The organism is Bradyrhizobium sp. 187, assembly GCF_023101005.1.
Classification (GTDB): domain Bacteria; phylum Pseudomonadota; class Alphaproteobacteria; order Rhizobiales; family Xanthobacteraceae; genus Bradyrhizobium; species Bradyrhizobium canariense_D.
On the sequence record NZ_CP064693.1, the window covers coordinates 5,128,151 to 5,142,095 of the forward strand.

Annotated in this window: 12 protein-coding genes and 1 pseudogene; 3 read left to right on the top strand and 10 right to left on the bottom strand. The window is 64.1% G+C overall.

All coding sequences use genetic code 11. The features are described 5' to 3' along the window. Positions 1 to 101: 101 nt before the first annotated feature. Positions 102 to 257 (bottom strand): hypothetical protein, encoded by a 156-nt coding sequence (locus tag IVB19_RS24815; RefSeq protein ID WP_007612486.1) that lies wholly within the window; start codon positions 255 to 257, stop codon positions 102 to 104. A 146-nt stretch (positions 258 to 403) separates the two neighbouring features. Further along, the gene (locus IVB19_RS24820) at positions 404 to 1,327 is read right to left on the bottom strand and encodes a LysR family transcriptional regulator (RefSeq protein ID WP_247819932.1); all 924 of its coding nucleotides are present in this window, start codon (positions 1,325 to 1,327) and stop codon (positions 404 to 406) included. Between the two features lie 214 nt (positions 1,328 to 1,541). On the opposite strand from IVB19_RS24820, the gene IVB19_RS24825 reads away from it, so the two are divergent. Together IVB19_RS24825 and IVB19_RS24830 are read left to right on the top strand one after the other, a co-directional pair. Further along, positions 1,542 to 2,252 carry an SDR family NAD(P)-dependent oxidoreductase gene (locus IVB19_RS24825; RefSeq protein ID WP_247409773.1) on the top strand — a complete coding sequence of 237 codons (711 nt, stop codon included), beginning with the start codon at positions 1,542 to 1,544 and terminating at the stop codon, positions 2,250 to 2,252. Positions 2,253 to 2,388: 136 nt separating this feature from the next. After that, the gene (locus tag IVB19_RS24830) at positions 2,389 to 3,516 is read left to right on the top strand and encodes a YbfB/YjiJ family MFS transporter (RefSeq protein WP_247819933.1); all 1,128 of its coding nucleotides are present in this window, start codon (positions 2,389 to 2,391) and stop codon (positions 3,514 to 3,516) included. A 19-nt stretch (positions 3,517 to 3,535) separates the two neighbouring features. Here the strand turns inward: IVB19_RS24830 and IVB19_RS24835 are convergent, their stop codons facing one another. The 4 genes from IVB19_RS24835 to IVB19_RS24850 form a co-directional block, all read right to left on the bottom strand. After that, positions 3,536 to 4,996 (bottom strand): flavin-containing monooxygenase, encoded by a 1,461-nt coding sequence (locus tag IVB19_RS24835; RefSeq protein ID WP_247819934.1) that lies wholly within the window; start codon positions 4,994 to 4,996, stop codon positions 3,536 to 3,538. A gap of 160 nt (positions 4,997 to 5,156) precedes the next feature. Next, positions 5,157 to 6,578, bottom strand: a complete 1,422-nt coding sequence (gene ahcY, locus IVB19_RS24840) for an adenosylhomocysteinase (RefSeq protein ID WP_247819935.1) — start codon at positions 6,576 to 6,578, stop codon at positions 5,157 to 5,159. A gap of 127 nt (positions 6,579 to 6,705) precedes the next feature. Then, complete coding sequence (gene metK, locus IVB19_RS24845) at positions 6,706 to 7,902, bottom strand: methionine adenosyltransferase (RefSeq protein WP_247819936.1); 1,197 nt, start codon at positions 7,900 to 7,902, stop codon at positions 6,706 to 6,708. Between the two features lie 60 nt (positions 7,903 to 7,962). Then, on the bottom strand, positions 7,963 to 9,318 hold the full coding sequence (locus IVB19_RS24850; protein ID WP_247821700.1) for a hypothetical protein: 1,356 nt from the start codon (positions 9,316 to 9,318) through the stop codon (positions 7,963 to 7,965). A 175-nt stretch (positions 9,319 to 9,493) separates the two neighbouring features. Between IVB19_RS24850 and IVB19_RS24855 the strand changes: the two are divergent. Further along, positions 9,494 to 10,313, top strand: a pseudogene (locus IVB19_RS24855) (tetratricopeptide repeat protein); the annotation flags it as partial. Positions 10,314 to 10,317: 4 nt separating this feature from the next. On the opposite strand, the gene IVB19_RS24860 reads toward IVB19_RS24855, so the two are convergent. From IVB19_RS24860 to IVB19_RS24875, 4 genes are read right to left on the bottom strand one after another with little or no spacing between them, the layout of a single operon-like run. After that, positions 10,318 to 11,436: a cobalamin-independent methionine synthase II family protein gene (locus tag IVB19_RS24860; RefSeq protein ID WP_247819937.1), complete on the bottom strand. Its 1,119-nt coding sequence runs from the start codon at positions 11,434 to 11,436 to the stop codon at positions 10,318 to 10,320. Positions 11,437 to 11,455: 19 nt separating this feature from the next. Then, positions 11,456 to 12,172 (bottom strand): ABC transporter ATP-binding protein, encoded by a 717-nt coding sequence (locus IVB19_RS24865; protein WP_247819938.1) that lies wholly within the window; start codon positions 12,170 to 12,172, stop codon positions 11,456 to 11,458. Continuing rightward, positions 12,165 to 12,920: an ABC transporter ATP-binding protein gene (locus IVB19_RS24870; protein WP_247819939.1), complete on the bottom strand. Its 756-nt coding sequence runs from the start codon at positions 12,918 to 12,920 to the stop codon at positions 12,165 to 12,167. The genes IVB19_RS24865 and IVB19_RS24870 overlap by 8 nt, the downstream gene beginning before the upstream one ends. Next, positions 12,917 to 13,942, bottom strand: a complete 1,026-nt coding sequence (locus IVB19_RS24875; RefSeq protein ID WP_247819940.1) for a branched-chain amino acid ABC transporter permease — start codon at positions 13,940 to 13,942, stop codon at positions 12,917 to 12,919. Before IVB19_RS24875 ends, IVB19_RS24870 begins: the two co-directional genes overlap by 4 nt. Positions 13,943 to 13,945 lie beyond the last annotated feature (3 nt).

Genomic DNA, 13,945 nt, shown 5'->3' on the forward strand with positions numbered 1-13,945 from the left:
TGATCTATCCCGACGCGGCCCGAGCGGCAGGATATTCGCCGGTGGGTTGCAATCACGCTCCGGAGATCAGGGCTGGGAACTTGAGGCCGAACCGAGCCGAATCAGGCCCGTGACAGGGCCTGGAGGCCCTTGAAGGTCAGGCGCTTGGGGTCGGTGACGCCGGCGAGATACAGGCGGCGGATGAACGCGATGACGGCGTCGCGGTCGCAATCGGTCAACGCGACGACGGCGTCGACCGCGATTCTCTGGGCTTCCATTGGGCTCACCTCGGCCTTGCAAGTAACCCCGGCCGAGTCAGGCTAGGACTCCGCGGTTAATCCGACGTTAACCGTTCGGGCAGCATGGCCGATTCAGCCGAGCGGCCGTATACGCAAAACAACGCATTGCCCGTGCGTCGAGCGGCTCACCGTGCAGTGATGCCGTTCTTGAGCTGAGCGAACTGTTTCTTCAGCCGCGGCACCGCAAAGTCCGTGAAGGTCCGCACCTTCGGTACCGAGAGCCGGCCCTGCGGACAGATCAAATGCGCGGGCATCTCGGGATCCTCGTGGCCGGCCAGGACGATCTCGAGTTCGCCGCGCGCAACCTGCTCACCTACCTGGTACGAATACATTCGCGCCACACCGCGGCCGGCGACGGCCGAGGCCACCGCCGCATAGGTGCTGTTGACGACGAGCCGCGGCGTGAACTGCACCGTGCGGGCGGCCGACGACCCGGCCTGCGGTGCAAAGGTCCAGGAATTGGGAAGGTGCGCCATCGCGACGATCTGGTGCTTGGCGAGGTCGCCGGGCTCGGTAATGCGCGGATGCTGCTTCAGATAGCGCGGTGATGCTACCACGACGCGGCTGATCTCACCGACCCGCATCGCGACCATTGCCGAATCCGCGAGATGACCGATGCGAAGCGCGACGTCGACCCCCTCCTCGATCAGATTGACCGCGCGATCGAACAGCAGGAGTTTTGCCGAGACGGTCGGATAGGCGTCGAGAAACGCATCGAGGATCGGCCGCAGCACCATCTCACCCGACACCACAGGCGCAGTGATCGTGAGCAGGCCGCGGGGGGCCGTGCGCGGCCCGGCCGCGATGTCGTCGGCCTCCTCCAACTCGGTGAGCACGCGGCGACAGACCGCGACATAGCGCTCGCCCTCCTCGCTCAGCTTGATGGAGCGTGTGGTCCGGTGCAGCAGCTCGGCACCGACCCGCTGCTCCAGGAAAGCAATGGCGCGGCTGACCGCCGCCGGCGAACGGCCGAGCTTGCGGCCCGCGGCCGCGAGGCTGCCCTCGTCCACCGCAAGGACAAACACCTTCATCGCGTCCAGACGATCCATACGTTTCCCGCCAGCCCATCGAGGTCAGACTGGAAGCTAGGCGTTCGCTCCTGCCGCGACAACCACCGCCGGGAGCCCGCCCGGCATTCGTTCGCGCCGCGAAAGAGTGTCTGCCGGACAGCGCGTATTCGCAGCCGGCCCGCTGCGGCGTACCTCATAGGCTAAGCCAGCCGCTGCTGGCGCAGGTTCTGAAAGCCAACAACAGGAGCCCATCATGGGTATCGAACAGAAGGTTGCCATCATCACCGGTGCTTCGCAGGGTATTGGCGCCGCCCTGGTCCGGGGTTTTCGCGATCGCAACTATCGCGTCGTCGCGACGGCGCGCTCCATCAAGCCGTCGGGCGACGAAGACGTCCTCGCCATTGCCGGCGACATCGCCGACCGGAGCACCGCCGAACGCGTGGTCTCGCAAGCCGTCGCCCGCTTCGGCCGCGTCGACACGCTGGTCAACAACGCCGGTATCTTCGTCGCAAAGCCGTTCACGCAGTATACGGCGGAGGACTATGCAGCGGTGATGGGCACCAACGTCGCTGGTTTCTTCCACGTCACGCAGCTTGGCATCGCCGAGATGGAAAAGCAGGGGTCCGGCCACGTCGTCCAGATCACGACGACGCTGGTCGACCAGGCCAATTCGAACGTGCCCTCTGTGCTGGCCTCGCTGAGCAAGGGTGGGTTGAGCGCCGCGACGAAGTCACTGGCGATCGAATATGCCAAGCGTGGTATCCGCGTGAACGCGGTGTCGCCCGGCATCATCAAGTCGCCGATGCATCCCGTCGCGACGCACGCCCAGCTCGATGCGCTGCATCCCGTCGGCCATATGGGCGAGATGTCCGACATCGTCGATGCCGTGCTCTATCTCGAGGGCGCCTCCTTCGTCACCGGCGAAATCCTGCATGTCGACGGCGGCCAGAGCGCCGGCCACTGAACGCTAGCGCCTTCGCGCACGAGGACGACATGACAGACGCAGATGCCAAGCAGCAAGTCCACCCCCATCGCATCAGCGGTCGGGTTCGACATCACAGACTTCCTCACAGCAAACCTGGCGATATGCGGTAGCAGGATTGTCCGCATCGCTGGTCGGGCTTGGCCTCGCGCGCTTTTCCTACACGCCGCTGATCCCGGCCCTGATCGCCGCAAAATGGTTCGACCCGTCCGACGTCGTCTATCTCGGTGCAGCGAACCTGGCCGGCTATCTTGCCGGCGCGCTCGCGGCGCGGACCGTGGCCGCGCGCATCGGCGCCGTTCGCGCCTTGCGGGCGATGATGTTGCTCGCGACCCTCTCCTTTTTTGCCAGCTCGACCCCGGTGTCGTTCACCTGGTTCTTCGCCTGGCGCTTCCTGTCGGGGCTCACCGGCGGAATCATCATGGTACTGGCTGCCTCCGTCATTCTGCCGCATATCTCGGCGGCGAGGCGCGGCATCGTCGGCGGCGTGATCTTTGCGGGCGTCGGGCTCGGTGTCGCCGCATCCGGCACGCTGGTGCCGCTGTTGCTGCAGCAAGGCTTGCAACAGAGTTGGTATGGTCTTGGCGTGCTCGCGGGCACGCTCACGCTGGTAAGCTGGTGGAACTGGCCCGCTGAGGCCAAGGCCGATACCGTGTCATCGCAGCGGGCGAAGCACGCTTCGCCCGCTGCTCGCGGCTTGCTCGTCCAATACGGCCTCAACGCGGTGGCGCTGGTACCGCACATGGTCTTCATCGTCGATTTCGTCGCGCGCGGCCTCGGCCAGGGTATTGTTGCGGGATCGCACTACTGGGTGCTCTATGGCCTTGGCGCAATCGTCGGCCCGCTGGTCACCGGTCATCTCGGGGACCGCGCTGGGTTTGGACCGGCGCTGCGCGCCGCCTTCCTGATCGAAGCGGCCGCCGTGTTGCTCCCGACCGTCAGTACCGCGCCTCTCCCGCTAATCGTATCGAGCGTGGTGGTCGGCGGCTTCACACCTGGCATCGTACCGCTCGTGCTCGGACGCATCCATGAGCTGGTCCCACATTCTGCCGAGCAGCAGCGCACGACATGGAGCCATGCCACGACCAGCTTTGCGCTGTTCCAGGCGGCCGCGGCCTACGGCTTCTCCTGGATCTACGCACAGACCGGCGGCGATTATCTCGTCTTGTTCGCGCTGGGCGGCGGCGCCGTGGTGCTCGCACTCGCGATTGATCTTGCCCTGCCACTTGCCACGCGCAAGGCTTAGAACGCCGCGGTCGTCGCGATCAGGAATATTGCATCACGCCGTCGTCGATCCGGCCGAACCGCAAGGAGACGATGTCGAGCGCGTAGTTCTGGTAGAGCCGCCACGGCTGCTTCGAGCCTTGCTTCGGCATCTTTGCGACCGAGCGCTGCACATAACCCGAGGTGAAATCGAGCGACGGCTGCGCGGTAATCGTGGGATCGTCATTATGCGGCATGCACTGCCGGAAATTGTGCCGGTCCATGTAGTTGATGAGCCGACAGACATACTCGCAGGTGAGGTCGCATTTCAGCGTCCATGATGCGTTGGTGTAGCCGAAGGCGGAGGCCATGTTAGGCACGTCCGCATACATCATGCCTTTGTAGGTCAGCGTGTTGGCAAAATCGACGGCGCGGCCGTCGACGCTCACCTCCAACCCGCCGACGACCTGGAGCACCAGTCCCGTCGCGGTCACGACGATGTCCGCCGCAAGCTCGCTGCCGTCCTTCAGGCGGATGCCGTCGTGCGTAAACGTGTCGATCTCTTTGGTGACCACCGAAGCGCGCTGCTCACGGATCGCCTTGAACAGATCGCCATCCGGCACGAGGCAGAGCCGCTGGTCCCAGGGATTGTAGCGCGGCGTGAAATGGGTTGCGACGTCGTAGTCGGGACCGAGCGCCATCTGCACGCCCTTGAGAACCAGCTCCTTGACCTTCGCAGGGCGGCGCCGACTGAGCTGGAAGAAGAACATCCCCCACATCACGTTGCGCCAGCGGATCAGGTGATAGGCAAGGCGCGTCGACAGATTGCGCCGCAATTTGTTGGCGACGGGATCCTGCGCCGGGCGCGAGACCACATAGGTCGGCGAGCGCTGGAGCATGGTGACCTGCGCCGCCGACTTGGCGAGCTCCGGCACAAGCGTCACCGCGGTCGCGCCCGAGCCGATCACGACGACGCGCTTGCCGGCGCAGTCGATGTCGCCGGTCCATTTCTGCGGATGCACGATGCGGCCGGCGAAATCCGCCGCACCCTTGAACTCCGGCGTGTAGCCCGCCTCGTACTTGTAATAGCCCGAGCACATGAACAGGAAATCGCAGGTGAAGCGCACGGTTTCGGTCGCGCCCTCGCCGGTTTTGCGCTCGGCCTCGATGGTCCAGCGCGCGTCCGACGTCGACCACGCGGCACGCTTGACGTGATGGCGGAAGCGGATGTGCTTCTCGATGCCGTTCTCGGCTGCGGTTTCGCGAACGTAGCTGAGAATTTGCGTGCCGTCGGCGATCGCCTTCGGATCGGTCCACGGCTTGAAGGAATAGCCGAGCGTGAACATGTCACTGTCGGAGCGGACGCCGGGATAGCGAAACAGGTCCCAGGTGCCGCCGATGCAGTCGCGCCCCTCGAGGATGACGTAGCTCTTGCCCGGGCATTTGGTCTGAAGATGATAGCCCGCGCCGATGCCGGACAAGCCGGCACCGACGATCAGCACGTCGAAATGGTCTTGAGCCATTGTTTCCTCCGCCGCCAGGGATTGTCTGACCGGGATCAGAGCTCGTCAACTGGCAATCGGCGCCTGACACAACCGCGAAGAGACACGTGTATCGCGCTCAAGACAACTAAGCCCCGGATCGCTCCGGGGCTTTGCGTCGAAAATCGATACGATCAGCGGCTCAGTAGCGGTAGTGATCCGACTTGAACGGGCCTTCCTGCTTGACGCCGATGTAATCGGCCTGGTCCTTGCGCAGCTCGGTGAGCTTGACGCCGATCTTGGCGAGGTGCAGGCGCGCGACCTTTTCGTCGAGCGACTTCGGCAGCACGTAGACTTCCTTCTTGTACTTGCCGTCCTTGTTGTTGGCAAAAAGCTCGATCTGCGCCAGCGTCTGGTTGGTGAAGGAGGCCGACATCACGAAGGACGGATGGCCCATCGCATTGCCGAGGTTCACGAGGCGGCCTTCCGACAGCAGGATGATGCGGTGCTTATCGGGGAATTCGATCTCGTCGACCTGCGGCTTGACGTTAGTCCATTTTAGGTTGCGCAGACCCGCGATCTGGATCTCATTGTCGAAGTGACCGATGTTGCAGACGATGGCACGATCCTTCATCGCGCGCATGTGCTCGATCGTGATGATGTCCTTGTTGCCGGTCGCGGTGACGAAGATGTCGGCGCGGGGCGCGGCGTCTTCCATGGTTACGACTTCGTAGCCTTCCATCGCCGCCTGCAATGCGCAGATCGGATCAACTTCGGAGACCATGACGCGGCAGCCGGCCTGGCGCAGCGAGGCGGCCGAACCCTTGCCGACGTCGCCGAAGCCCGCGACCATCGCGACCTTGCCAGACATCATCACGTCGGTGCCGCGGCGGATGCCGTCAACCAGCGATTCACGGCAGCCATAGAGGTTGTCGAACTTCGACTTGGTGACGCTGTCGTTGACGTTAATGGCCGGCCATAGCAGCGTGCCGGTCTTCTGCATGTCATAGAGACGATGTACGCCCGTGGTGGTTTCCTCGGAAACGCCCTTGATGCTCTTGGCGATCTCGGCGAAGTAGCCCTTCGGCTTCTCCTTGAGCTGCTTCTTCAGAAGCGCGAAGAAAACTTCCTCTTCTTCCGAACCCGGCTTGTCCAGGAACTTGGTGTCGCCGTTCTCGGCCCGCAGACCGAGATGGACGTACATGGTGGCGTCGCCGCCGTCGTCGAGGATCATGTTCGGGTGACCGCCGCCGTGCCAGTCGAACAGCTTGGCGGTGTAGTCCCAGTATTCGGTCAGGCTCTCACCCTTGACGGCGAATACCGGAATGCCGGCGGCTGCGATCGCCGCCGCGGCGTGGTCCTGCGTCGAATAGATGTTGCAGGAGACCCAGCGGATGTCGGCGCCGAGCGCTGCCAGCGTCTCGATCAGCACGCCGGTCTGGATCGTCATGTGCAGCGAGCCGGCGATGCGCGCGCCCTTCAGCGGCTGCTTCGGGCCGTACTCTTCGCGCGTGGCCATCAGGCCGGGCATCTCGGTCTCGGCGAGCGAGAGCTCCTTGCGGCCGAAATCGGCGAGCGAAATGTCCTTGACGATGTAATCGGTGAAGCCGGGCTTCGCGTTCATTGCGGGCGTCCTGTTGTTGAATTGGTCATTCCGGGTCGCCCTGGAGGGGCGAGCCCGGAAGCTCGATACGATGGATCAGAATTCCGGGTTCGCCGCTGTGGCGGCGTCCCGGGAATGACGTCGGTGATCAGACCGCGCGCTTGAGCGCTTCGACGAGATCGGTCTTCTCCCAGGAGAAGCCGCCCTCGTTGTCGGGCGTACGGCCGAAATGGCCATAGGCGGAGGTGCGCGCGTAGATCGGGCGGTTGAGATCGAGATGGCTGCGGATGCCACGCGGGGTGAGATCCATCGCCTTGGCGGCGGCCTTCTCGAGCTCAGCCTCCGACACCTTACCGGTGCCGTGGGTGTCGATGTAGATCGACAGCGGACGCGCCACGCCGATGGCGTAGGCGAGTTGCAGCGTGCAGCGGTCGGCAAGTCCGGCCGCGACGATGTTCTTGGCGACGTAGCGCGCCGCATAGGCGGCCGAGCGGTCGACCTTGGTCGGATCTTTGCCGGAGAACGCGCCGCCGCCGTGCGGGGCCGCGCCACCATAGGTGTCGACGATGATCTTGCGGCCGGTCAGGCCGGTGTCGCCATCAGGACCGCCAATGTAGAACTTGCCGGTCGGGTTAATGTGCCAGATCGTCTTCGGCGTGATCCAGTCCTTCGGCAGCGCCTCGCGCACATAGGGCTCGACGATGTCGCGAATCTGCTTGGACGAGATGTCCTCGACCAGATGCTGGTGCGACACCACGATCTCTCGCACGGCGACGGGCTTGCCGTTCTCGTACTGCACGGTGACCTGGCTCTTCGAGTCCGGGCCCAACACCTTCTCGCGGCCGGAGTGGCGCGCTTCCGAGATAAGCCGCAGGATCTTGTGGGCGTAGAAGATCGGCGCCGGCATCAGATCGGGCGTCTCGTTGGTGGCGTAGCCGAACATGATGCCCTGGTCGCCCGCGCCCTCTTCCTTGACTTCGCCCGGCTGCAGCGCATCGACGCCCTGGGCGATGTCAGCGGACTGCGGATGCAGCAGGATCTCGATATCGGCCTTCTCCCAGTGGAAACCCTCCTGCTCGTAGCCGATGTCCTTGATCGCGGCGCGCACGACGCCTTCGATCTGCTCGTTGGTGACGGACGCGGGACCGCGGGTCTCACCAGCGATCACGACCTTGTTGGTGGTCGCGAGCGTTTCGCAGGCGGCGCGAATTTGCCAGGGATCGATGCCTGCTTTCGGTCCTTCACGGTAGAACAGATCGACGATCTCGTCGGAGATCCGGTCGCACACCTTGTCCGGATGGCCTTCGGACACGGACTCGCTGGTGAAGAGATAGGACGCGCGCATCAGTAACCCCTTGTTCCGCCGCTAGCTGGCGGGCGTTGCGATATTTAGCTTTGAATGATGTCAATCACGCCGGCGCGAGATGACGTAGGATTCGTCGAGAAACCAGAGCCCATTGTACTTTCGCAGCACGTCCCTGGCGGCCTCCAGAGTGCGGCCGTTTTGAGTCATTTCCGTCAACCGGTCGTCCTCAATCTGAGCCACATACACCGCCGCATTCCAGGCTGCAAAGGCCGTCGAGGTTCCGATAGTGCCCGTCACCTCGTTGGGCAGCGCTTCCATATCATACCTGAAGATCGAGCGGTTATCTGCGTATGCATTAAAATTTAAGTCGCGGCCCACCGAGCCGAGCTCGTACTTCACCGCGCGCAATAGCTCATGACGGCTCACCGAGAAAGGATTTTCTCCCGGCCAGATCGCCTGGATCATCTCCATGCCCGGATCCTGGCCGTGGGAGTGAATACCGATCAGGCGGCCGCCTGCCCGCAAGGCCCGCGCCAGGGGCGCAATGATCCGTTTTGCCCTGAAATTGACCGAGGACAGCGCGCGGTATGGCTGGGATGCGATAACGAGGTCGAAATTGGCCTCGGCCTGGCCCGGCCGCGGAATGGTCGAATCGAGCAGAAACCGCTGGTCGTCACGGTAGAGCACCAGCACGACAGGTCGCTCATAGAGCGGCATCCCTGTGCGCGGACTGACCGCCGCGCGCCAGTTTTGCTCCAAAAACGGCTTCAACTCCGTGATTTGCGTCTCGAACTCGCCCGAGGAAGCTCCCCGCAGCGGAACCTCATGCCAGACGGTCGCAGCGGCCGCCGCGGGCGATGCCGGCGTGAGCCAGGGCGCCTCCGCGTACAACATGTTGGTAAAAACGAACACCGAAGCCGGATGCTCGAAAATGCGATCCGGCACCTTGTCCAGCGTCAGGCGGAGGTCCTCGAGACTGAGCTCCTTGCCGGCGACATAGAAGGGCATGTGCGGAAAGCGCTGATGCATCGAGCGCAGCACGCGCGCCAGCACCGTGCCGTCGCCAACGCCGGCATCGAACACGCGCAGCGCCGGGGGCCGGGGATGGATGCTGGCAAGCTCCAGCGCCACGCGCTCGGCGACTACCCGCTTCTCACTGCAAGTGTGCACGAACAGCAGGTATTTCTGGCGGTTCTCGAAAAAGCGGAAATTGCCGCGCGGATCGCGCTTTTCGGGCGGCACCTGAAGCCCCCGTGGCGGCGGCACACCGCCGGCCATGGATGCCGCCATGTAGGCCTGGATCCGGTCCAGCGTGTCGATCGTGATGCGCTTGCCCTCGCGCAAGCGGTGCACGAGCTTCCCATCGTTCACCGCGCGCCGGCCGAACGTCGATTCCGCCATGTCCGCCTTGCGGCAGAACTCGGTGATTTGGCTCAGGATTTCGTCATTCTTCATGGAGTGGGACGCGGTGGGCAGAAGGATTGGGTAGCGCCTCCTAGCAAAATCTGCCCACTCAGGGAATAGGGATAGCGACACCCCGCGTTTGCTGTGTGCACAACAGCGAGGCCGTGAACCCCCTTCGCCTGCCGGGCAACAAACAGACGCCTCGCCTCTACGGGACCACCGCCAAATGCGTCGCCTGCTCGTCGCGCCCTGCCTGCTCGCTGCAACCCTGTGGTCGGCGCCCGCCTTTGCGCAGGCGCGCAGCCAGCTTGGGCCGCTCTGCACCACCGACACCACGCCGGCGACCAGATGATCGCCGCCTGCACCATGATCATTGCGCTGAAGGTGTTCAAAGGCGAGCAGCTCGCGACGGTCTACTTCTGGCGCGCGGTGGGCTGGAATAAGAAGGGCGATTACGCCAAGGTCATCACCGACGCCACGGAAGCGATCCGGCTCCAGCTGAGCCAGGCGGCCTATAATCTCAGGGGATCGGCCTATTACGACACAGGCTAGTACGAGATCGCGATCGCCGATTTCGACGACGCGCTGAAGCTAGGTCCGCCGAGCGGTACCATTTCCCACAATCGCGGCAATGCCTGGCGCGGCAAGGGCGACTACGTCAAAGCCATTGCCGATTACGATATGTCGATCAAGGCCGATCCCAAATCGGCCTCTCGTTCCAGAACCGCGGCATCTCCAAGGAGGCGCTCGGCGATCTCGACGGCGCGCTGGCCGACATCAACCAGGCGATCCGGCTCGACCCGACGCTGCCACAGCCGCTGAGCAACCGGACTGCGATCTGGCGTGTCAGAGGCGATTACGATCGCGCGATTGCCGACGGCAGCGAGGCGATCCGGCTCGCGAAGGAGAAGCCGCCCGTCAACATCATGACGCCGCCGAACAGCGTGCTGATCTCGGGCTACACCCATCGCGCGCTGGCCTATTAGGCGAAAGGCGATTACGCGCTCGCGAGGGACGACTACAAGGCGACGCTGGCGATCGCGGCTGGCGTCAATTGCCCCACACTTCCTTCGCGATCTCCACGGCGAGGCTGAGCTTGGCCCACTGCTCTTCTTCGGAGAGGACGTTGCCCTCCTCGGTCGAGGCAAAACCGCATTGCGGGGAAAGTGCGAGCTGCTCCAGCGGGGCGAACTTGGCGGCCTCTTCCAGACGGCGCTTGATGTCATCCCTGTTCTCGAGCTCACCGAACTTCGAGGTGATGACGCCGACCACGACGACCTTGTTGCCCTTCGGCAGGAAGCGCAGCGGCTCGAAGCCACCGGCGCGGTCGCTGTCGTATTCGAGGAAATAGCCGTCGTAATTGGTGCCGGCGAGCATGGTCTCGGCAACCGGCTCGTAGCCGCCTGACGAAATCCAGGTCGAACGGAAATTGCCGCGGCAGACATGCGTCGTCACCACCATGTCGGCAGGCTTCTCGGCCAGCGCGTAATTGATGACGCGCGCATAGATCTGCTGGAGACCCTCGGGATTGTCGCCCCGCTCGCGCGCCTTCTGCAATTCGTCCGGCGAGCAGAGATAGGCCCACACGGTGTCGTCGAACTGGAGATAGCGGCAGCCGGCGTCATAGAACGCCTTCACGGCCTTGCGGTAGGTCTTGCCGAGGTCTTCGTAGAAGGCGTCGAGATCGGGATAGACGTCCTTGGAGATCGCCTTGCGGCCGCCGCGGAAATGCAGCACCGCCGGCGACGGGATCGTCATCTTGGCGGTGACGTGGGCCTGGTCGGCGACCTTTTTCAGGAAGCGGAAGTGATCCAGCATCGGATGGTCGTCTGGAAAATCGAGCTTGCCGATCACCCGCACCGCGTCATGCCGCGTCTCGACGCCCGCGAATTGGATGCCGGTATCGGGATGGTACAGTTCGCAGCCGGTGAGCTTGGCCAGGAAGTCGAAATGCCACCAGGAGCGGCGGAATTCGCCGTCGGTTGCGAGCTTCAGGCCGATCGAGGCCTGCTTGTGCACGACCTTCTCGATCTCCATGTTCTCGATCTTGCGCAGATCGTCAGCCGAGATCTCGCCCTTCTCCAGCCTGGCACGGGCTTCCTTGATCTTGGCGGGACGCAGGAGGCTGCCGACCTCGTCGGCGCGGAAGGGGGCGTTGGTTCGTTGCATTCTAAACTCCCGCAATTTTTTAGTGGGCCGCCGCCCCTGCGACGCCGAGATGGCGCTCGAGGACCGACGGGTCGGCCTTCAGCGCGGCGCTCGGGGCGTCGTGGACGATCGTTCCGCGCTCCAATATCACAACGCGGTCGGCCAGCCCCAGAATCTTTTGGGCATTTTGCTCGACGATGATCGAGCAGATGCCGCCCGCCCGCGTGATGGTCCCGATCGCCTTCAAGAGCTCCTCGACGATGATGGGGGCGAGGCCCTCGGTCGGCTCGTCCAGGAGAAGCACTTTCGGATTGAGGGTCAGCGCGCGGCCGATTGCCAGCATCTGCTGCTCGCCGCCGGAGAGCTGGTTGCCAAAATTGCTCCGCCGCTCCTTCAGCCGCGGGAACATCTCATAGACCCTCTCGACGTTCCAGGGACCGGCCTGGGCAACTGCGGACATGTTCTCTTCCACCGTGAGCGAGCGGAAGATGTTGCGCTCCTGCGGCACCCAGCCGATCCCGGAGCGCGCCCGTTGGTCGGGCCGCAAGGTCGTGACGTCGGTACCGGCGAGCCTGACAGTTCCGGAGAAGCGACGGGTGACGCCGACGATCGAGTTGATCAGCGTGGTCTTGCCGGTACCGTTGCGCCCCAACAGCGCCAGCACCTGGCCTTCGGCGAGACGCAGGGACATGTTCGGCAGCACCACGGCCTCGCCGTAACCGGCGCGAAGCGAGTCGAGCGCGAGCAGGTCAGACATTGACCGCCTCCTCGCCGAGATAGACCGCCTTGACCTGCGGGTCGCGTGCGACCTGTTCGGGCGGGCCTTCGGTGAGCAGCGCGCCGGAGACCAGGACAGAGATGCGGTCGGCGAAGGAGAACACGAGGTCCATGTCGTGCTCGATCAGCAGCACGGTGACGTCGCGCGGCAGGCTGCCGACGACGGCGAGAATGTCGTGGCGCTCGCTCTCGGGCACGCCGGCGGCGGGCTCGTCCAGCAGCAGCACGCGCGGCTTGGCGGCGATCGCGACCGCGATCTCGAGCAGGCGCTGCTTGCCGTAAGGCAGCGTCACCGTCTGTTCGTTCATGACGTCGAGCAGGTGGAAGCGCGTCAGGAGGTCGGCGATCTCGCCGTTGACGTCGCTGCGCGTGCCCATCCGCCGCCACCAGTCGCCGCCATGGCCGAGGCGCTCGGAGACAGCGAGACCGATGGTCTCGAGCGGAGTCAGGTCGGGATAGAGCTGGTTGATCTGGAAGGTGCGCGACAGGCCGCGCAACACGCGCTTGTGCACGGGCAGATCCGTGACGTCCTGCCCTTCGAGCAGGATGCGGCCCGAGTTCGGCTTGAGCACGCCGGTGAGCTGGTTGATCACCGTGGTCTTGCCGGCGCCGTTGGGGCCGATCAGCGCGTGGCGGGCGCCTTGTTCGATTTTTAGCGACAAGTCGCGGGTGACGCGCAGACCGCCGAACTGCTTTTCGAGATTCTGGGTTTCGAGCGCGATGGTCATGCGTCGCTCTCCGGAATGGCCACGGCCTTGCGCCCGGCTATCTGCTTAATGACCAGATTGGGCACATACAGCATCCAGCGATGCAGGCGCTGCCGGCCGACGAGGACGATCACGACCAGCACGAGGCCGATCCAGAACTGCCAGTATTGCGGGGTGATGGTGGAGAACAATTCCTGGAGCATGCGGAACAGCACCGCGCCGATCAGCCCGCCATAGAGATAGCCGGTGCCCCCGATCACGAGCACCAGCATCAGGTCCGCCGAGCGCTCGAAGGCGAACACATCGAGCGAGGCGATCGCGGTGGTCTGGGTGAACAGCGCGCCTGCGATGCCGGCATAGAACGCCGCGAGCGTGTAGATCGCGATCAAGCGGCGGTTGACGGGGATGCCAATAGCGGCCGCGCGCAGCGGATTGTTCTTGATCGCGCGCAATGACAGCCCGAACGGCGAATGCACGACGCGGCGGGCGAACAGGAACAGCAGAAACAGAATGGCGAGCGAATAGAAGAAGCCGGTCTTGCCGAACATATCGAACGGGATCTCACCGAAGATCGGCTGCATCTCGATACCCTGCAGGCCGTCGGTTCCACCGGTGATGGTGGAGAAGCGTTCGGCCAATGCCTCAAGCAGCAACGCGATGCCGAGCGTCACCATCAGCCGCGTCAGATCGACGCCGCGAATCACCAGGAAACTGGTGGCGAAGCCGAGCACCATCGCGACAACGCCGGCGACGACAAGCGCAAGCACGGGCTCGTTGATGATCCCGTGCAGCGCAAGAAGCCCCGCCGCGTAGGCGCCGACGCCGAAGAAGGCGGCATGGCCGAGCGAGACGATGCCGGCGTAGCCGAGGATCAGATCGAGCGACATCGCAAACAGCGCGAGCCGCAGGATATCCGTCATGATCAAGTAGCGCGAGGGAAATACGAAGCCGCAGGCCAGCACGATCAGCCAGAAAGCGGCCTCGCCATAGTGCCAGCGTGCCTGGCGCTGGGCGTGATAGCCGACGTCGGAGGAGGCGCTCATCGG